The sequence below is a fragment of the Vibrio sp. SS-MA-C1-2 genome, assembly GCF_021513135.1.
Lineage (GTDB): Bacteria > Pseudomonadota > Gammaproteobacteria > Enterobacterales > Vibrionaceae.
Genome location: NZ_CP090981.1, coordinates 1,248,185 through 1,269,347, shown reverse-complemented (window position 1 = coordinate 1,269,347; position 21,163 = coordinate 1,248,185). Strand labels below are relative to the sequence as shown.

Below are 21,163 nucleotides of genomic sequence, written 5' to 3'. Positions count from 1 at the left end.
AGCTTAATAATCAAGAATAGAAATCAAACTGTACAGGAGTTTAGATTAGACAGCAATAAAACACTGTGTAAATCAACAGTGTTAAATCAAAAAAAGAGTATTGATCTTAATACAGATAATTTAATTATCCGAGTAAATGACACTCAGCTTTCACTTGCTGATAATCGCCAGTAAATATCACGCGCTCAGCTTTTCGACTCAACTGATATTGATACATAGGATCATAATACTCGGACAACAAGGGTTCTAACCATCCTAAGTGACCATCAATCGATCCTGTTGCTTGATGTATATGCACTGCAGAATCAATATTCTTAATTAATGTATCGTGGCGTTCAACACCTAATCGACGTTTAATTCCAGAGATGCCAGACTTCAAATAATCAGAAAATTGTTGCCAACCTTGTTCCTCTCCAGAGAGAGCAATAAAGTCATGCTGCATTCTAATCACATAATCATCTAACAAACGTTCAAGGCGAATATCTAAAGGATCAGCTATCACCATAACAGGGGCACTCTGCATCGCTTTGTAAATAGAGTGCGGCAGATGAAGTGCGCCGATATTGCGTCCTTCATCCTCAATAATTAGCTGAGAAAAACCCGCATCTTCTTTTTTCAATAACTCAACCGCTAAATTATTTTCAAAGTTTATTTGAGTGGGTTGCTCAGTCACGTAGCGACCAAACGACGAGCCTCGATGATTAGCAAAACCTTCTAGATCGACACCTTGAGCGACTTGATTAATCAGGGTTGTTTTTCCACTACCAGTATTACCGGCAATAATAGTCATCGGTTTTTGAGCTGCAATTTCAATCTGTTCAAGTAGGTAATTACGCAGTGCTTTGTAGCCACCTTGAACATATTTGCACTCAACGCCCGCCTCTTTTAGCCATTGCTGACTAATTCGACTACGTTGACCCCCTCTAAAACAGTAGATAACTAAATCAGGGTTATGCTTATAATGCTCAACCCATGCATTTACACGTTGCGTTTTAATGCATCCGCTCACTAATTGATGTCCGAGTTTTACCGCTGCGTCAGCACTTTCTTGCTTGTAGCAAGTACCGACCGCTTTGCGCTCTTCATCATTCATCAAAGGTAAATTCACTGACGATGAAAAAGTACCTTGAGTAAATTCAATAGGTGCTCGAAGATCAATAAGAGGTGTTTGGTTCAAAAATAGAGATTTAAAATCATCTACGGTTTCAGTGTGTGGCATTAAATAACCTTAACGAGTAAAGAGTCTTGTTTCTCAACCATCTTCCCGATTGGTTGTAGTAACAAGTTATGTTCTTTTGCGATAGCTTGTACTTGCTCATCGCCATCGGCAGAAACTGCCAATAAAAGTCCACCAGACGTTTGTGGATCACAAAGTAGAGATCGTTGTTCTCTACTCATTTCAGACACTAAATGCCCATAACTGGCAAAGTTGCGATCAGTTCCACCAGGGACACAACCTTCTGCAATGTATTCCATAACAGCAGGAAGAGTTGGCACTTTATCAAACCACAGCTCTGCCGTTAAGTCACTTCCTTCACATAACTCGGTTAAATGTCCTAATAGCCCAAAACCGGTCACATCTGTCATCGCTTTAACACCAGCGACATTTGCAAAATCACTACCAACACGATTTAATTGACACATCCAGTCACGCGCAACACCTTGGTGCTCTTCTCTCAGCTTACTTTTCTTTTCTGCTGTGGTTAACACACCGATACCCAATGGTTTAGTCAAATAAAGTTGACAATCAGCTTCAGCCTGATCATTTTTCTTCACTCGATCGGTCGGAACCATACCTGTAACCGCAAGACCAAAGATAGGTTCAGGTGCATCAATAGAGTGACCACCAGCAAGGGTGATTCCCGCCTCTTTACAAACTTGGCGTCCACCTTCTAAGACTTGCTGACCAATTTCTGAAGAAAGGAGATTAATCGGCCAGCCAAAGATAGCGATAGCCATGATTGGCTTCCCACCCATAGCGTAAATATCACTGATCGCATTAGTGGCAGCAATACGGCCAAAATCAAATGGGTCGTCCACGATAGGCATGAAAAAGTCAGTCGTACTCACAACCGCTTGTCCATTACCAATATCATACACCGCCGCATCATCTTTACTTTCATTTCCGACCAGTAAGTTTGGATCAATCACTGGGCTAATATCTGAGTGAAGAATTTTTTCTAGCACTTGAGGGGATATTTTACAGCCACAACCTGCACCGTGACTATATTGAGTAAGACGAACCTTTTCCATAATAACACTCCAATAAATAGTAATAGCAAGATACTACTCTGCCAATTGAGTATTGTCATGACATCAATCAATTGAGTTTGAATTTAAGGGAAATTTAAGCAAGAATTGTTACACATAAAACATAATTACATGTTTTATAAGGGAAAACAAAATCCTATTATATACGCTATTTTTAATGGAAGAGATAAACCAATTATTCAATAACACGAGAGGGCATCCATGATAAGAGAAGTTGTAGATAAAAAATGACAACTTCAATTATCAAGAATATAGATAAATATGGTTATAAATAGGAGACAAACTTATCTAGCTCTTTTTCTTTTAGTGCCGATGGTGTGCAAGTTGGTGTTCCTAGGTAGAGAAAACCTATTATCTCATCATCTTTTTGTAGTGAAAAAGCATGACGAACAGAACGGTCATAAGTCCATTTCCCGGTACGCCAAAAACCAGAAAAACCTTGAGCAACCGCAGCCATCTGCATCGATTGAGTAGCACAACCCGCTGAGACATATTGTTCAATTAAAGGCACTTTTTCATGTTCAGTCACTTTTGCGATAACCACTATAATCATTGGTGCTCGAAAAGGGGCATTCTTGGCTTTCTCGATCACTTTTTGCTCCTCACCAGAGGCGATGGCAGCTTCAGATAAAATCGTAGAAAATCTGTCTAAGCCTTCACCTTCCACCACAACAAATTGCCATGGCATTAATCCACCATGATCGGGGGCTCTTAATCCAGCTTGTAGGATATTTTTTAACTCTACACCTTTAGGAGCAGGTGCGGTTAATTTTGCAATAGAGCGGCGAGTCAATAACAGGTTTAACGCATCCATACGAAATTCCTCAATCTAATAAATGATAATAATTTATATTAACATTTATCATCAACATTGAATAGTGATTGGATAATAACTGAATAATGATTGTCTACTGAAACCAAGCAAAGTTACAAGTCATAATGAAAGAGCGCATTTCACACCTGATCTAATCGCATATTTCGCATCAATTTTTGTTGATTTTTCAGCACCACCTATTAAATGAACATTCTCTTGTTGTTCGCTTAATTGCTGATAAAGGTCAGCCACAGATTGTTGACCCGTACAGATAACAATGTTATCTACTGGGATAATCTGATGCTCTAAGTGGCGAATGATATGCAAGCCTTGATCATCTATTTTCCTAAACTCAACACCATCTAATAATTTAACACCACGATGCTCTAAGGTTTTTTTATGGATCCAGCCCGTAGTTTTACCTGGCCCTTTACCCACTTTTCCAACTCTTCGTTGTAGTAACCAAACATCCCGAGAACTGTTATATTTTTGATTAGGAAAAACCCCTCCCGGTTGCGCTATCGTTGGGTCAATTCCCCACTCATCAAGCCAATCGCTGAGTTGTCTATCTTCCGGCTCCGTCAACATGGTGGAAACATCAACTCCAATCCCCCCGCGCCAATCACTGCAACTTTATACCCTAAAGAAATCTCATTGCGAATCAAACTCTGATAATCAACAACTTTAGGATGTTCAATACCTTCAATTGGTGGCATTTGGGGTTTTACACCAGAGGCAATCACCACATGTTGATACTCTTTTAGCTGTTCAGGGGTCGCTCTGGTATTAGTTAAAATATTGACACCAAAACGCTGCAGCTGACTCTGATAATAACGAATGGTCTCTTTAAACTCCTCTTTCCCCGGAATCTGCATCGCTAACCTAAACTGACCACCAATCTTAGAGCTCGCTTCATAAAGATCAACCTTGAAGCCCCGCTCCGCCGCTGTGACCGCACAAGCTAATCCCGCGGGTCCAGCACCAATCACCGCAATCCGACGATGTTTATCTTCGTCAGCTAACGGTTTTATTTGGAGTTCAGTCTCATAACAGGCAAAAGGGTTAACTAAACAACTTGCTCGTTTTCCCTTAAAAACATGATCCAAACAGGCTTGGTTACAGCCAATACAGGTATTGATCTCATCACTACGATTCTGTTCAGCTTTCGCGATAAAATGCGGATCAGCTAAAAATGGACGCGCCATCGAGACCATGTCTGCTTGCCCTGACGCTAATATTTCTTCAGCAACTTCAGGGGTATTGATTCGATTACAAGCGACAACAGGAATAGAGATATGTTGTTTAACTTTCTCTGTTACCCAACTAAAAGCGGCTCGTGGAACTTGAGTTGCAATGGTGGGTACTTGTGCCTCATGCCAACCAATTCCACTGTTAATAATCGTCACACCGACCTGCTCTAAGGTTTGAGCTAAGGAAATAACTTCCTCAATAGTACTTCCTTGTTCAACCAGATCTAACATTGAGAGTCTGAATATGATAATAAACTCTTCACCAACTTCTGCTCTCACCTTTTTAACCAGTTCAACAGCAAAACGGATACGATTTTGATAACTTCCCCCCATTCATCGTAACGATTATTAGTGCGAGAACAGATAAATTGATTAATCAGATAACCTTCTGAACCCATTAACTCAACCCCATCATAACCTGCTTTTTGGGCTAGTTTCGCACTGCTAGCAAAATCATCAATAGTGGCAAGAATTTGACGTTCGGACATCTCCGATGGAGTGAACTTAGAGATAGGGGCTTTAATCGCTGATGCACTTTGAGAAAGCGGATGCATTGCATAACGTCCCGCATGAAGCAGCTGCAAGACAACTTTCCCCCCTCTTGATGTACTTGCTCTGTTAAATATTGATGGGAAGGGAGGTGATAAGAAAAACTAAATTGAGCACTAAGAGGATGAAGGCGACCTCTAAAATTAGGTGAAAATCCACCCGTAATAATTAAACCAACCCCACCTTTTACCCTTTCAACATAAAAAGCCGCTAATTTTTCAAAACTATCGTTGAGATCTTCTAACCCAGTATGCATCGAGCCCATTAATACTCGATTGGGGAGTTGAGTAAAGCCTAAATCAAGAGGCGCTAATAAGTGGGGAAATATACTCATTACAAATCCTTATTTTTTAGAGATCATCAATAATAGAAATAGAAACCTTATAATTATTCATACTTTCATTAGTTTTAATTTGTCGATTCCTCAAAAGGAAAAGGGTTATTATCTATTTAGAATAAACTGGTCTGAGCTGTTTTTCAAACCATAAAAAACAAAAAGATAACAAAAAATAAACATTTTCAATCAATGTAAAAGGAACAACACTCACTAAAAAAATAATGCTTTGCCTTTACGTTTAGATAAAAAAGATCACTATTTAACAAATAGATGCTGTATTTATTATTCGACAAACTATTATACTCTCTATAATACGGAACTTTTATTATCTTGGAATATTATGAAAAAACTCTTTCGCGGCATTGGCTGGATACTAAAATGTATCTGGGGTGTCATTAACTTTTCCCGTAAATTAATACTTAACCTTGTTTTCTTCTCATTTCTTGCAGTCGTGCTCTATATGCTCACTAGTGAAGTAGAGACACCAAGCCTGCCAGCCAAATCCGCTTTGGTGGTCAAAATTTCAGGCCCACTTGTTGAGCAAGCCAGTATTAAAGACCCAACCACCGAGATTTCAAACTCATTATTAGGGAAACCTGAGCGTAAAGAGGTGGTTATCAGTGATCTCATTTCGACATTAAGACACGCTAAAGATGATCCAAATATTACAGGTTTAGTACTTAGCTTAAGTAAAATGCCAAGAACCAGTATAAGTAAACTTTCTTACGTGGCTCAAGCTGTGAACGAGTTTAAAGAATCAGGAAAACCCGTCTATGCCGTGGCGGATAATTACTCACAAAGCCAATATTACCTAGCGAGTTATGCCGATCAAATCTTAATGAATAAAGGCGGTGCAATTTTACTGGAAGGCTATGGTAGTTATCGTCTCTATTATAAGACATTGTTAGATAAGCTTGATGTCACCACCCATGTATTCCGCGTTGGTACTTATAAATCCTTTGTTGAACCATTCATTCGTGACGATATGTCCGCGCCAGCAAAAGAAGCGACATTAAATTGGCTTAATCAACTGTGGCAAAGCTACCTTCAGACCGTAGCAAAAAATCGTAATATTACCCCTGATACTTTATCTCCAGAGGTTGATACTCTACTCAGCAACCTTAAAGAAGCCAATGGTAGCTTTGCCGATATGAGCCTAAAATTGGGTTTGGTCGATCAACTAGCCACTCGAAATGAGATGACAAGCACTCTGGCTAAAGCGTTTGGCTATCAAGATAACCATAGCTTTAAACAAGTCTCTTATTCTCAATATTATGCAGCGATTAAGCCGACATTAATTAAGCCACAGGCAGATAAAATTGCTGTTGTTGCCGTCAGTGGTGCAATTGTTGATGGCCCTACTCAGCAGCCAGGTAATGCAGGTGGTGATACTGTTGCATCACTATTACGACAAGCCCGATTAGATAAAAATGTTAAAGCGGTTATTCTTCGTGTTGATAGCCCAGGGGGCAGTGCCTTCGCTTCTGAGATTATCCGTAATGAAGTAACGGCTCTTCAAGCGGCAGGCAAACCGGTTATTGCTTCGATGTCTAGTGTTGCTGCCTCTGGCGGTTATTGGGTTTCCGTCAGTGCCGATAAGATCATTGCTCAGCCCACAACGATTACCGGTTCAATTGGTATCTTTGGCTTATTTGCAAGTTTTGAAAATATCTTAACTGATGTGGGTGTAACCAGTGACGGTGTAGGTACCACTCCATTTGCAGGTTTGTCCGTGACTCGCGCGCTACCAGAACAAGTCGGTGACGTGATTCAGCTTAGTGTAGAAAATGGTTATCAACGTTTTATTGGTTTAGTGAGTCAATATCGTCACATGTCTTTAGCTGATGCAGATAAAATTGCTCAGGGTCGAGTGTGGACAGGTAAAGATGCTAAACGTTTAGGGTTAGTCGATCAATTAGGAAACTTTGATGATGCTATCACCTCCGCCGCTGCATTAGCAAAAGTTGATACCTATCAAGTTGAATGGATGAAAAAACCATTGACGCCATTAGAAGAGGTAATGCAGGAGTTTAATCAATCTGCGAGTAGCTTTATTGGTCAAAATATTGATATTCAATTACCAAGTATCTTTGCTCCTGCGATCAAAGCAGCATCAAATGAGCATTCATTCTGGCAAAGTTTTAATGATCCAAAAGGGCAATATACACTCTGCTTAAATTGTGTGAATTAGATCCTTACCCCTTCTTTACTTTAGGGATATTTTCACTCTCTCTTAATTTTTTCACCGTGCTTTAATCCAAACGCCTCAGCCCATCATCCAACTGATGGGCTGTTTATTTTAGCACGTAGATATTCACTTCAAGGTTGAACCTACATATTGATTTAAAGCACGATTAGCGCAAAATTTCAGATTAAAGCTTTTATCTATATTTTCCATCTGACAAAAGCGTCGTATACTAGTGACAACTACTATTATAAAGATGCTAAACATGATGGAAAAGAAATCTATTTACATCGCCTACACTGGCGGTACTATCGGTATGGTCAAATCAGATCACGGTTATATTCCTAAGTCAGGGTTTATGCCTAATCAATTGGCGATTATGCCTGAGTTCCATCGTCCAGAAATGCCCTCTTTTACCATCCATGAGTATGACCCTTTAATTGACTCTTCAGATATGACGCCTCTTGATTGGCAACGTATCGCCGATGATATTAAAGCTAATTATGATAAGTATGATGCCTTTGTCATTTTGCACGGTACAGACACCATGGCATATACCGCATCTGCACTCTCATTCATGTTTGAGAATCTAGATAAGCCAATTATTGTCACAGGCTCACAGATCCCGATTGCTGAATTACGTTCCGATGGTCAAAGTAACCTATTAAATTCACTTCACATTGCGGCAAATTATCCCATTAATGAAGTTACTCTTTTCTTCAATAATAAGTTAATCCGTGGTAATCGTAGCACCAAAGCTCATGCTGATGGTTTTGATGCCTTTATCTCTCCAAATATCCCACCACTTTTAGAGGCTGGGATCAGCATCAAAGTCAATGATATTGAGTTAGACAAAAAACCAGAAGGTCACTATCAGGTTCATCGCATTACCCCACAACCGATAGGAATCGTAATGCTCTACCCTGGGATATCGCCAGATGTCATTCGTAATGTGCTTAGACAACCGGTTAATGGTTTAATTTTACTCACTTTTGGTGTCGGTAATGCACCTCAAAATAGAGATATTTTGGATGAACTCTACGCAGCTCATCAACGTGGCGTAGTCGTGGTTAATTTGACTCAGTGCTTCTCGGGTAAAGTCGATATGGATGGTTATGCTACGGGTGCTGCCCTAGCAGATGCAGGCGTTTTAAGTGGTTTAGATATGACGCCAGAAGCAGCTCTGGCTAAGTTACACTATTTATTGAGCCAAGAGCTTCCCATTGAAACAGTTCGTGAGATGATGAAACAGGACTTACGTGGTGAACTTTCACTGTAATTTATAACTAATTCATCCCTATACCTAAAGTAATTGGCGTTGCTAGTCGGCGGCAAGTGAGTGAGGCCCCATGAGTCTAGGTTTTCTATATGATAGGGGCGAATGAATATAACCAACAACCTAGTAACTTCAAGTAAGAGGGGGATAAAAAAGAAAAAGAGCGTAAAATAATAATAGTTATTATCTTGCCGCTCTTTTTTTGGATACTGATTTTTTTAGATAATCACAGAAGTGAACAATCAACTACACTTTGACACGTACAATATCTTCTTCTTTTTGGCTAAACTGCTGCACCAATTCACGCTTTGATTTCAGCACCATCTCCCCACCTTTAGCGATAGACAAATGCTGAGGATCAACATTATTTCTTGATTGATAAAGCATTACACCTTGCATACAAGCATCTATCTGCTCTTTCGTTAATTTTTCACCGGTTGGCCACTTGCCAATTTCAACGGCTAGTTGCAAAGCTTGGTACACTTCAGGTGTCATTGAACGACACAATTTTTCAATATCCATATCATGAGATCCTTGTTATTTATTTTATATCATCTTGTTTAGGAAGAAAATTCAGCGAAATAGAGTTAACACAAAAACGCTCTCCCGTTGTCTCTTGGGGGCCATCAGGGAAAATATGCCCTATATGACTATCACAATTAGAGCAACGTACTTCAATACGTCGCATACCATGACTATTATCTTCTAAGTAACGCATCGCTTCTGTAGAGATCGGCGCATCAAAACTTGGCCAGCCACAACCTGAATCAAATTTTGCATCAGATTTAAACAGAGGTTGCTGACAACAAGTGCAGTTATAAGTACCTTGCTTACTATTATGAAGTAGTTTACCAGAATAAGGGGCTTCGGTACCTTGTAAGCGACAAACTCTGTACTCTTCTTCCGTTAATTGCTCTTTCCACTGTTGCTCGCTGTTTTTATTCATTCTAACTCTTCTTTATTTATAATTAACATCTATCTGATTGACTTGAACATGAATAATGAGATCAATGATTTCAGATATTTATATAAGTATTATAATATAATTTTAAATATTCTTTATATGCATATAATTTAGCCTAGCATGTACTATATTATATACTTCGTTAATAAAAAATTAGACTTATTGAATAATCAGTCTAATCTAAAAATGATTTAAATTTGCTTATATATTGAGCTTAAAATGTAATGTGTAACTAAAATTCATGTTTTTTTTGACATTACGCAACTAAATAACCAATTTAGCTTGCAGAAAGCGTCAATATTTTGTAATTTTACACCAGTTTCATTTAATCAAATATTAAATTGTGGAGCAACATCATGACTATTAAAGTAGGTATTAACGGTTTTGGCCGTATTGGACGTTTCGTTTTCCGTGCAGCACAAGAGCGTAACGACATCGAAGTTGTTGGTATCAACGACCTTATCGACGTTGAATACATGGCTTATATGCTTAAGTATGACTCAACTCACGGTCGTTTCAACGGAACTGTTGAAGTTCAAGACGGTAACCTAATCGTTAATGGCAAAACTGTACGCGTTACAGCTGAGCGCAACCCAGAAGATCTTAAGTGGGATGCTATCAATGCTGACGTAGTTGCAGAAGCTACTGGCCTATTCCTAACAGATGAGACTGCTCGTAAGCACATCACTGCTGGTGCTAAGAAAGTTGTTCTTACTGGTCCTTCAAAAGATGCAACTCCTATGATCGTTATGGGCGTTAACCAAGACACTTACGCTGGTCAAGATATCGTTTCTAACGCTTCTTGTACTACTAACTGTCTAGCGCCTATCGCTAAAGTACTTAACGACAACTTCGGTATCGTTTCTGGTCTTATGACTACAGTACACGCGACTACAGCAACTCAAAAAACTGTAGATGGTCCTTCAGCTAAAGACTGGCGTGGCGGTCGTGGTGCTTCTCAGAACATCATCCCATCATCAACTGGTGCTGCTAAAGCTGTAGGTGTTGTACTTCCTGAGCTAAACGGCAAACTAACTGGTATGGCTTTCCGCGTACCTACTGCTAACGTTTCTGTAGTTGACCTAACAGTTAACCTTGAAAAAGGTGCTTCTTACGAAGCTATCTGTGCAGTAATGAAAGAAGCTTCTGAAGGCGCTCTTAAAGGTGTTCTTGGTTATACTGAAGATCAAGTTGTATCTCAAGACTTCATCGGCGAAACTCAAACTTCTGTATTTGATGCAAAAGCGGGTATCGCACTAACTGATAACTTCGTTAAAGTTGTATCTTGGTACGACAACGAAATCGGTTACTCAAACAAAGTTCTTGACCTAATCGCTCACATCTCTAAGTAATTTTTACTTAGTTAAGTGATATGAAAGGCGGCTAATTAGCTGCCTTTTTTTATACCTACAATACACTGATTCATTAAGTCTCCCACCTATTTTTATCTTTTTAATGACTTTGGAGCTCAGCACTATGGATATTTTTTCTCTGCCTACCCTGACCTATCTTTCAGATAATGTCACTATTTGCCAACTAAATGACATTAAAGTTGTTCGCGTTAACCATCCGTTAGCTCAAGCAGCAATCTCTCTTCATGGTGGTCACCTCATCGCTTATAAACCAACAGATCAAAATGATATTATCTGGTTAAGCGAAAAAGCAGATCTAGATAGCCAACACGCAATTCGTGGTGGTATTCCAGTTTGTTGGCCTTGGTTTGGTAAGGTAGCAACCCCTTCTCATGGTTTTGCTCGTAACACTGAATGGAAATTAAACCAGCATCGTGAAAATGAAGAAGGGGTAATCATCAGCCTTACTTTAGAAAGTAACGATGAGACACTCGCGATTTGGCCACATCAATTTAGTAATGAACTGCAATTTGAGATCGGATCAAAATTGAACGTCTCTTTAATCACTAAAAATACCGATGAAACCCCTTGGTCTTTTAGTGGTGCATTGCACAGCTATTTTAATATTAGTGATATTAGCCAAATTTCGATTACCGATATGGGACAAACATACCAAGACAGTACTCAAAACGGTAAATCGATGACCGGAGATACAGAACTCACATTTGATGGTGAAGTTGACCGTGTTTACAGTAACCCAGCAGAAATCGTCAATATTCATGATGTAAATCGTACGATTGCAGTGAAAAATAGTGGTTCAAATAGCGCGGTAATTTGGAATCCGTGGAAAGATCTTAGCCATTCGATGGCCGATATGGCTGATGATAGCTACCAAACGATGGTCTGCGTTGAAGCAACAGTAAGTAGCGAATCTCCGATTGAGCTAGCACCGCAACAGACTCATATCTTATCAACCGAGATTTCAATCAAGTAATCTCTAATTAAAATGTTAAAAAGTTAAAAAGTTAAAAAGCCACTGAAGTTTTATTTCTTTGATGAATGAAATAAAGATTTAGCGGCTTTTTGTTTATCTTCTCTTTTTTCGTTATCTATCAAAATTAAAAAGAGTAAGTTAAACCAAGGTATCCCGTATACGCGGTTGATTTTGTCACCATTGGACTATCAGCAATTTCTGAGTCTAAATTGGTATAACGGACTCCCCCATTAAACGAACCCGTTCACCTAACATAATGTAGCTGTTCAAACTGATAAAAAATTGCCCTGATGATCCTGGAGAGTAAGAATCAAAGCCACTTTTTTCTGATTCAGAATCTGAAATCCCATAATAACGCGCGTTTAAATCATCATTATTATAAGAGTAACCAATCTCTGGTGTGACTCCCCAAAACCCGTGATAGATAGAATATTTCCACCCAACTTGGCCATAAACACCATTATTGAGACCAGAAAGATCAATCCCTCCCCCTAACTCAATGGTTCCTAGTTCAATTTGGTTATAGCGAATGCGTTGTTGATAATTGAGATAACCTAATCCTGAAGCATCACGCTTATCGAGTTTTTTCATCATCTCATTATCACTATCATCGGGATCGAAACGACGAGGATCATAAATGGCCCCAAGAGTTAAATTGTATCGACTCTCTCGAGGGAAGATTCGATAGCCCGCAACCAGTCCCCGTAAGAAGAAGTGCTCACCTTCGTAGCCAACCGCAGGCACAACTAAAACCGCATTATCCGTATCTCGATAAGGACCTGGAGAAAACGCAGCTAAAACACCCAATGACCACTTTCGTGGCACATAATTTCCCTTAGTTGCAGAGGTATAGCCGTCGACATCTAAATTATTCTTCTCTTGAGGCTCAGAGCTCTCTCCTGTAGAGAGTGGTGGGTCTTCATTCGCGCTAACAGGCAGAGTAACTTGAGTGATAAATAATAACGATAAGAACGTTACCACTATTTTGCTGATCTTTTCCATGTCTTCCCCATTATGAAATAGCAAGCAGATAAGAATATATTCCCTCTTTACATTATTAGCCAAGTTATTTTTTTTATCCTGCTTGATCGGCTAATTAATTGGGATTGCACGATTTTTTTTGTATTTTTTTTAAGCAAAGTTCAAAAAACGTTCAAAAGTATGCCTAGACTATATTTGATAAAGAGATGTATCTCACAAGTCACAAAAAACATATTGACTGAATCAGAAATAGACTGCTCGACATAATAATTGTGGTTCTTTGATCGAGGCATAGATTCAGTAATCTTTAATTAAGGAGAGTAAAGCTATGAGTATTTTTGATTCCTATCGTCAACGTTATGAAGAAGGCAAGGACGAAGAACTATCTATTCAGGAATTTCTAGAGTTATGTCGTGATGATCGTAGTGCCTATGCTAACTCTGCCGAACGCCTGTTAATGGCTATCGGTGAACCTGAAATGATTGATACTGCACAAGACCCTCAATTAAGTCGCCTATTCTCAAACCGTGTTATTTCTCGTTATGAAACATTCAAAGATTTCTACGGGATGGAAGAAGCGATCGAACAAATTGTCTCTTACCTAAAGCATGCTGCTCAAGGGTTAGAAGAACGCAAACAGATTCTTTATTTATTGGGTCCAGTCGGCGGCGGTAAGTCATCATTAGCTGAGAAATTAAAAAGTTTAATGCAGCAAAAACCAGTCTATATTCTGACAGCAAATGGTGTCCGGAGTCCGGTTAATGACCACCCTTTCTGTCTTTTTGATGTTAATGAAGATGGGCGCCTCCTTGAAGAGGAGTATGCAATACCAAACCGTTATGTTCGCTCAATTATGTCGCCATGGGCTGCAAAACGCCTAAAAGAATTTGGTGGTGACATCACACAATTTAAAGTAGTAAAAGTTCGTCCTTCTATTTTAGATCAGTTAGCAATCGCCAAAACTGAGCCAGGAGATGAGAACAATCAAGATATCTCAGCATTGGTTGGTAAAGTCGATATTCGTCAGTTAGAACATTTCTCTCAAGATGATCCTGATGCTTATAGCTATTCAGGTGCATTATGTCGAGCAAACCAAGGCTTGATGGAGTTTGTAGAGATGTTTAAAGCACCGATTAAGGTATTACATCCCCTACTAACAGCAACTCAGGAAGGCAACTATAACGGTACAGAAGGGCTTTCTGCACTACCTTATGACGGTATGATTTTAGCTCACTCTAATGAATCTGAGTGGCAGACATTCCGAAATAATAAAAACAATGAAGCGTTTTTAGACCGTGTTTACATTGTTAAAGTCCCTTACTGTCTACGTGTTTCTGAAGAAGTTAAAATCTACGAGAAACTGGTTCAAAGCAGTGAATTAGCCAATGCGCCTTGTTCACCAAGTACACTTGAAACCTTGGCACAATTTGCCATTTTATCGCGCCTAAAAGAGCCTGAAAACTCAAATCTATTCTCTAAAATGCGTGTTTATGACGGTGAAACATTAAAAGATACCGATCCAAAAGCGAAATCTTATCAAGAGTATCGTGATTATGCCGGTGTTGATGAAGGAATGAACGGTCTTTCAACGCGTTTTGCATTTAAGATTTTATCTCGTGTTTATAACTTCGACCATGCAGAAGTGGCCGCAAACCCAGTTCACCTATTCTTTGTTCTTGAACAACAGATTGAGCGTGAACAATTTCCACAAGAAATTGCAGAGAAATACCTAGAATTCTTAAAAGGTTACCTTGTACCTAAATATGTGGAATTCATTGGTAAAGAGATCCAAACCGCTTATTTAGAGTCTTACTCTGAATATGGTCAAAACATCTTTGATCGTTATGTTATGTACGCTGATTTCTGGATTCAAGATCAAGAGTATCGTGATCCTGAAACAGGCCAACTATTTGATCGCAGTGCACTAAATAGTGAGCTAGAGAAGATCGAAAAACCAGCGGGGATCAGTAATCCAAAAGATTTCCGTAACGAAATCGTTAACTTTGTTCTTCGAGCAAAAGCCAATAATTCTGGCAGAAATCCAAACTGGACCAGCTACGAGAAACTTCGCACCGTTATTGAGAAGAAGATGTTCTCAAATACCGAAGAACTATTGCCAGTTATCTCGTTTAACGGTAAGACCTCAACGGATGAACAGAAGAAGCATGACGACTTTGTCGCTCGTATGATGGAGAAAGGCTATACCCAGAAGCAAGTTCGTCTACTATCTGAATGGTATTTACGAGTGCGCAAATCTTCTTAATCAATCATAGGTCTCTGTGCCTAAATAGTTGAAGTTGCTAGTAAGCGAAATAACGCCAACAACCTAGCAACTTCAGTAAGAAAGATACAAGAAGAGTTGGTAAACCTTAATTAACGAATATACGAGGGCATATGGCGCATTTTATCGATCGCCGGCTCAATGGGAAAAATAAAAGTACTGTCAATCGACAGCGTTTTTTACGACGTCATAAGCAAAAGATTAAAGAATCGATTGCGGATGCCGTCAATAAACGCTCGATTACCGACATTGAGAGTGGAGAGGATATCTCTATTCCATCCCATGACATTATAGAGCCGAGTATTTATCAAGGGAAAGGGGGGATCGTCACATGGTTCACCCCGGTAATGACCAATTTACCGCAGGAGATCGTATTGAACGTCCACCGAGCGGCGGTGAAGGTGGTGAAGGTCAAGGTGATGGCGATGCCAGCCAAGATGGTGAAGGTAACGATGAGTTCACTTTCCAGATATCGAAAGAAGAATACCTCGATATGCTATTTGAAGATTTAGAACTTCCTAATATGGAGAAAAATCAACAAAATAGACTAGTCGAGTATCAGACATTTCGTTCTGGATTTAAGTCTAGTGGCGTACCATCGAATATTTCTATCGTTCGTTCTCTACAAAACTCTGTGGCACGTCGAACGGCAATGACCGCAGGAAAAAAACGTCAGTTACATGAGTTAGAAGAAGAGTTAGAACGCTTACAAAATAGCGAACCCGCTCTATTACTAGAAGAAGAGAAGATCAAGAAAGAGATTTTAGCACTACGTAAGAAAATTAGTGCGACCCCTTTTATTGATACCTTCGATCTTCAGTTTAAAAATTATGATAAACGTGCGATACCAAGTAGTCAGGCTGTCATGTTCTGTCTAATGGATGTTTCAGGTTCGATGGATCAGGCGACCAAAGATCTAGCAAAACGCTTTTATGTTCTGCTCTATCTTTTCTTATCACGTAAATATAAAAATATTGATGTGGTATTTATTCGTCACCATACCCAAGCAAAAGAGGTCAATGAGCAGGAGTTTTTCTACTCTCAAGAGACTGGAGGCACCATTGTGTCGAGTGCATTAAAACTAATGGATGAGATTATCAAAAAACGATACTCACCCACAGAGTGGAATATCTATGCAGCTCAAGCTTCCGATGGTGATAACTGGGCAGATGATTCTCCGACCTGTAAAGCGATACTGGAAAAAGAAATTTTACCGGCTTGTCGTTATTACACTTATATCGAAATCACACGCCGAGCACACCAAACATTGTGGCGAGAATATCAAGAGTTAACCAAGAGTCATCACAACTTTGCGATTGAGAATATCCATAGTGTTGATGACATTGTTCCGGTATTCCGAGAACTATTCAAACAGCAGATAATGCAATAATAGTCAATGAAATGAGGGAGGTATCGATGGCTACAGCAACAAAAACCAAGCGTCTTAGCGATGGGCCTGATTGGACATTCGATCTATTAGAGCAATATCACACTGAGATAAAACGAATTGCGGAAGGGTATCGTTTAGATACCTACCCAAATCAGATTGAAATAATCACTGCCGAACAGATGATGGATGCTTACTCAAGTGTCGGTATGCCCATTAATTATAGTCACTGGTCTTTTGGTAAGAAATTTATCGAAACTGAGCGTAACTATAAGCATGGTAATATGGGGCTTGCATATGAGATCGTGATCAACTCAGATCCTTGTATCTCCTACTTAATGGAAGAAAATACCATCACAATGCAAGCATTAGTTATTGCTCATGCTTGTTATGGTCATAACTCATTCTTTAAAGGAAATTACCTATTTAGAACGTGGACTGATGCCAGCTCAATTATCGATTATCTTCTATTTGCTAAGAAATACATTAGTGATTGTGAAGAGAAGTACGGTATTGATGAGGTTGAACCGTTATTAGACTCGTGTCATGCCTTAATGAATTATGGGGTTGATCGGTATAAACGGCCACAAAAGATCTCAATTCAAGAAGAGATAGCGCGTCAGAAAAGCCGAGAAGATTATCTTCAAACGCAAGTCAATGCTCTATGGCGCACAATTCCTACCCGCGAAGAGAATATGCAGAAAGCTGAAGCTCGTTTTCCATCAGAGCCTCATGAAAACATTCTCTACTTTATTGAGAAGCATGCACCTCTATTAGAACCTTGGCAACGAGAGATCATCCGTATCGTTCGTAAAGTGAGTCAATATTTCTATCCGCAAAAACAGACTCAAGTGATGAATGAAGGCTGGGCAACATTTTGGCACTATACCATCATGAATCATCTCTATAGTGATGGCTTAGTGACTGAGAGCTTTATTATGGAGTTCTTACACAGCCATACCAATGTTGTCGCGCAGCCTGCTTACAATAGTCCTTATTATAGTGGAATAAATCCTTATGCTTTAGGGTTTGCTATGTTCCAAGATATTCGTCGTATTTGTGAAAACCCAACAGAAGAAGATCGTCGATGGTTCCCTGAATTTGCGGGATCAGATTGGCTTGAAACCGTTCACTTTGCGATGGAAAACTTTAAGGATGAAAGCTTTATTAGTCAATACCTATCACCAAAAGTGATGCGAGACCTAAAACTGTTTGCCGTTCATGATGATGAGCGAAATAACTTTGTTGAAATTGATGCAATTCACAATGATGAAGGGTATCGTCAAATTAGAGAGCGACTATCCGCGCAGTATAACTTAAGTAATTTAGAACCAAATATTCAAGTTTGGAATGTTGATATTAAAGGGGATCGCTCAATGGTGTTACGTCATGTTCCTCATAATCGTATTCCACTTGCAGATAGCTACCATGAAGTGTTAAAACATTTGCATCGCTTATGGGGATTTGAAATTCAATTAGAGGAAGAGATGCCAAGCGGTAAAACGCAAATTATTGGTAACTGTCCACCTCGAACTTCATCTTAATATCTGGCTTAATCAAGCATAAAAAAAGAGAGGCTAACACCTCTCTTTTTTTGAATAGTCACGAATATCAATTAATCTTCATCAAGAATATATTTGGTAATCTGTTCTTTATTTTCATCCCAAATCACCGCACTAGCACGACCATATTGTCGAAGCAGTGCTGGTACATTAGTAAAGTCATTGTTATTACATAATGTCGCCATATCACGATAAAATTGCATCGCTAGCTTTCTAGCTTCAGGTAACATGAAGTAGTAACTACCAATACGGGAATAAATTTTACGCATTCCATTAATTGTTAAAACATACACTTTATTACCAGAATTAAATGCTAACCCTTGGAATAGTAGATAATCATAATAGTTAAATGCTTTTGCTAAACAGATTTTTTCACAAAGCTCAGGATTGTCCTTATACTGCTCAGTGATCTTCTTAACTTCTTGTAATAAATCAAGCTTCTCTGGACGCTGTTGAATAAAGTCAGAAAATGAGGAACTTGCTGTTAATTCTTCACATGCTGAAATCACATCATTAATTGTTATTGCAGCATCTTCTGAGTGACGCTGAATCGCATGACGCATATAGATAGAGCTAATGTCTGTTCTTGCCACTAACAGATCTTCAAGTACCGAGGTAACATCTTGCCCCTTTAACGTAATCAAAGTATCTAAGATATTTAACCCAGAAGTATGCATAAAATCATTCACACGAGTCGGTTTACCATGTTGAATAGTTAACCAACCATCTCTGGATAGACGCTGTAACACCTCACGCAAAGTCGTACGTGTGACGCCAATAAGCTCTGAAAGTTCACGCTCTGCTGGCAAAATTGAGCCTTGAGGGAAATGGTCATTCCAAATACTTTCAATAATATACTTTTCTGCAAAGGTAGCAGGGCTGTTCGCCTTTATAACCATGATAATCAACTTCCACGTTAGGTGTTTTTCTCTATATCTTTACTGATCATACCACTTCTAAGAATAACAGAGAACCCATGATTATTAACAATATAAATATCCCCTCATTTATTGATTGATAATTAATCATAATTCTTTGATCATAAACAACAATAATAATAATTTAATCTTTTAATTATTAATAAATACATAGATAATGTAAATAAAGGTTTCATAAAATAAGCCAGAGTGGCAAAGGTTATTACTTTTATCGTTAAAGTTTTAAATCTAAAACCCGAAAATTTTACTTATTTTTCTAAATACTTGGAGAGTTATGCATCATGTATCGCTAGGGAGAGCATTTATCAAGAATTTTCTTGGTAAAGCCCCAGATTGGTATAAAATCGCTATTGTTGCTTTTTTAATTATCAATCCAATCGTATTCTTTTTTATCAATCCTTTTGTTGCTGGTTGGTTACTGGTTGCTGAGTTTATCTTTACTTTAGCGATGGCGCTAAAATGTTACCCTCTCCAACCAGGCGGTTTATTAGCGATTGAAGCCGTTGCCATTGGAATGACAAGTGCAGAGCATGTAAAGCATGAGTTATCGGCAAATATAGAGGTGTTGCTACTGTTGATCTTTATGGTGGCTGGCATCTACTTTATGAAACAACTGCTGCTGTTTATCTTCACTAAGTTACTTATCAATATCCGCTCAAAAACTTGGCTTTCTCTGGCATTCTGTTTCTCTGCTGCTTTCTTATCTGCATTTTTAGATGCATTAACTGTGATTGCGGTAGTTATCAGCGTCGCAGTAGGCTTCTATAGTATTTATCATAAAGTCGCTTCAAATAGTCATGGTAATAATCATGACTACACCAGTGATAAAGACATTAAGCAGATCAGTAAAGATGATTTAGAGGATTATCGCGCATTTCTTCGTAGTTTAATGATGCATGCTGCTATCGGTACCGCGCTTGGTGGGGTGATGACCATGGTGGGTGAACCGCAAAACTTAATTATTGCAGAACAAGCGCACTGGTTTTTTATTGAATTTATGCTGCGAATGTTGCCTGTTACTTTACCCGTACTTATCTGTGGCCTATTAACTTGTGTGGTTGTCGAGAAGTTTAAGATCTTTGGTTATGGAGCAAAACTACCGCAGAATGTACGTAAGATCTTAGTCGATTTTGATGAAAATGAAACAAAGCGCAGAACTAATCTTGATTACGCTAAATTGATCGTGCAAATCATTATTGGGATCTGGTTGATTATCGCATTAGCATTACATTTAGCGGCGGTCGGTTTAGTGGGCTTATCGGTCATTGTTTTAGCCACGTCATTGACGGGAATTACCGAAGAGCACGCACTGGGTAAAGCATTTGAAGAAGCATTACCATTTACCGCCTTATTAGCTGTTTTCTTTTCAATTGTTGCGGTGATAATTGATCTCCAACTGTTTGCTCCGATTATCGACTGGGTGTTGCATATGGAAGGAACCAGCCAATTAACCATGTTCTACATCGCTAATGGTCTGCTTTCGATGATTTCAGATAATGTCTTTGTCGGCACGGTTTATATCAATGAAGTAAAAGCGGCATTACAGCATGGCGTAATCACCGCGAATCAATTTGATCTGCTCGCCGTTGCCATAAATACTGGAACGAATCTTCCATCGGTGGCGACACCCAATGGTCAAGCCGCATTCCTATTTATGCTAACTTCAGCAATTGCACCGCTTATTCGTCTCTCTTATGGAAGAATGGTCTGGATGGCATTGCCGTACACCCTCGTTTTAACGGTTGTTGGCCTGCTTGGTATCCAACTGTTTTTAGTACCAGCCACCGAGTTAATGTATCACTGGGGCTGGTTATCTCACGCTTCAGAAGTGATTCAGCATGCCGCTCCTGTGGTAACCGGTCACTAATAACTTAACAAGGCCGTGCACTTAATTAAAAAGTAGTTGATAATAATCATAAATAATGAAAAGTCTCCTTTATCGGGGACTTTTTCACGATATACTACTGGTTTTACAAGTGTGTTCTCTTCTTTGAGGCCGATCCAACATCAACTAATCAAATG

Annotated in this window: 13 protein-coding genes and 3 pseudogenes; 8 read left to right on the top strand and 8 right to left on the bottom strand. The window is 39.2% G+C overall.

Translation table 11 applies throughout. From position 1 onward, the window contains the following. Positions 1 to 124: 124 nt before the first annotated feature. The 4 genes and pseudogenes from mnmH to L0B53_RS10390 form a co-directional block, all read right to left on the bottom strand. Positions 125 to 1,219 carry a tRNA 2-selenouridine(34) synthase MnmH gene (mnmH, locus tag L0B53_RS10405; protein ID WP_235061972.1) on the bottom strand — a complete coding sequence of 365 codons (1,095 nt, stop codon included), beginning with the start codon at positions 1,217 to 1,219 and terminating at the stop codon, positions 125 to 127. Continuing rightward, the gene (gene selD, locus L0B53_RS10400) at positions 1,219 to 2,256 is read right to left on the bottom strand and encodes a selenide, water dikinase SelD (RefSeq protein WP_260115584.1); all 1,038 of its coding nucleotides are present in this window, start codon (positions 2,254 to 2,256) and stop codon (positions 1,219 to 1,221) included. Before selD ends, mnmH begins: the two co-directional genes overlap by 1 nt. 280 nt (positions 2,257 to 2,536) lie before the next feature. Beyond that, positions 2,537 to 3,085 carry an NAD(P)H nitroreductase gene (locus tag L0B53_RS10395; protein ID WP_235061970.1) on the bottom strand — a complete coding sequence of 183 codons (549 nt, stop codon included), beginning with the start codon at positions 3,083 to 3,085 and terminating at the stop codon, positions 2,537 to 2,539. Positions 3,086 to 3,205: 120 nt separating this feature from the next. After that, positions 3,206 to 5,212, bottom strand: a pseudogene (locus tag L0B53_RS10390) (FAD-dependent oxidoreductase). Between the two features lie 349 nt (positions 5,213 to 5,561). Here L0B53_RS10390 and sppA point away from each other — a divergent pair. Together sppA and ansA are read left to right on the top strand one after the other, a co-directional pair. After that, positions 5,562 to 7,412, top strand: coding sequence for a signal peptide peptidase SppA (gene sppA / locus L0B53_RS10385; protein WP_235061969.1), 1,851 nt, complete (start codon positions 5,562 to 5,564; stop codon positions 7,410 to 7,412). Positions 7,413 to 7,674: 262 nt separating this feature from the next. Beyond that, entirely contained in the window at positions 7,675 to 8,685 is a 1,011-nt protein-coding gene (gene ansA, locus L0B53_RS10380) for an asparaginase (protein WP_235062228.1), read from the top strand. A gap of 243 nt (positions 8,686 to 8,928) precedes the next feature. Here the strand turns inward: ansA and L0B53_RS10375 are convergent, their stop codons facing one another. Both L0B53_RS10375 and msrB read right to left on the bottom strand, forming a co-directional pair. After that, complete coding sequence (locus L0B53_RS10375; protein ID WP_235061968.1) at positions 8,929 to 9,204, bottom strand: YeaC family protein; 276 nt, start codon at positions 9,202 to 9,204, stop codon at positions 8,929 to 8,931. A gap of 19 nt (positions 9,205 to 9,223) precedes the next feature. Then, a complete protein-coding gene (gene msrB / locus L0B53_RS10370; protein ID WP_235061967.1) occupies positions 9,224 to 9,628 on the bottom strand; it encodes a peptide-methionine (R)-S-oxide reductase MsrB in 405 nt (134 codons plus the stop codon). Between the two features lie 374 nt (positions 9,629 to 10,002). Here msrB and gap point away from each other — a divergent pair, with 374 nt between their 5' ends. Continuing rightward, positions 10,003 to 10,998, top strand: a complete 996-nt coding sequence (gene gap / locus L0B53_RS10365; protein ID WP_235061966.1) for a type I glyceraldehyde-3-phosphate dehydrogenase — start codon at positions 10,003 to 10,005, stop codon at positions 10,996 to 10,998. Positions 10,999 to 11,122: 124 nt separating this feature from the next. Continuing rightward, on the top strand, positions 11,123 to 11,992 hold the full coding sequence (locus tag L0B53_RS10360) for a D-hexose-6-phosphate mutarotase (protein ID WP_235061965.1): 870 nt from the start codon (positions 11,123 to 11,125) through the stop codon (positions 11,990 to 11,992). 124 nt (positions 11,993 to 12,116) lie between these two features. Here L0B53_RS10360 and L0B53_RS10355 read toward each other — a convergent pair. Then, a pseudogene (locus tag L0B53_RS10355) lies at positions 12,117 to 12,994 on the bottom strand (MipA/OmpV family protein). A gap of 307 nt (positions 12,995 to 13,301) precedes the next feature. Between L0B53_RS10355 and L0B53_RS10350 the strand changes: the two are divergent. The 3 genes and pseudogenes from L0B53_RS10350 to L0B53_RS10340 all read left to right on the top strand — a co-directional run bounded on the left by L0B53_RS10350 (position 13,302) and on the right by L0B53_RS10340 (position 18,185). Then, positions 13,302 to 15,236, top strand: a complete 1,935-nt coding sequence (locus L0B53_RS10350) for a PrkA family serine protein kinase (protein ID WP_235061963.1) — start codon at positions 13,302 to 13,304, stop codon at positions 15,234 to 15,236. Positions 15,237 to 15,367: 131 nt separating this feature from the next. Next, positions 15,368 to 16,644, top strand: a pseudogene (locus L0B53_RS10345) (YeaH/YhbH family protein). A gap of 26 nt (positions 16,645 to 16,670) precedes the next feature. Then, positions 16,671 to 18,185, top strand: coding sequence for a SpoVR family protein (locus L0B53_RS10340; RefSeq protein WP_235061962.1), 1,515 nt, complete (start codon positions 16,671 to 16,673; stop codon positions 18,183 to 18,185). 71 nt (positions 18,186 to 18,256) lie between these two features. On the opposite strand, the gene fadR is transcribed toward L0B53_RS10340, so the two are convergent. Continuing rightward, positions 18,257 to 19,102, bottom strand: coding sequence for a fatty acid metabolism transcriptional regulator FadR (gene fadR / locus L0B53_RS10335; protein ID WP_235061961.1), 846 nt, complete (start codon positions 19,100 to 19,102; stop codon positions 18,257 to 18,259). A gap of 313 nt (positions 19,103 to 19,415) precedes the next feature. On the opposite strand from fadR, the gene nhaB reads away from it, so the two are divergent. Then, the gene (nhaB, locus tag L0B53_RS10330; protein WP_235061960.1) at positions 19,416 to 21,008 is read left to right on the top strand and encodes a Na(+)/H(+) antiporter NhaB; all 1,593 of its coding nucleotides are present in this window, start codon (positions 19,416 to 19,418) and stop codon (positions 21,006 to 21,008) included. Positions 21,009 to 21,163: the final 155 nt, after the last annotated feature.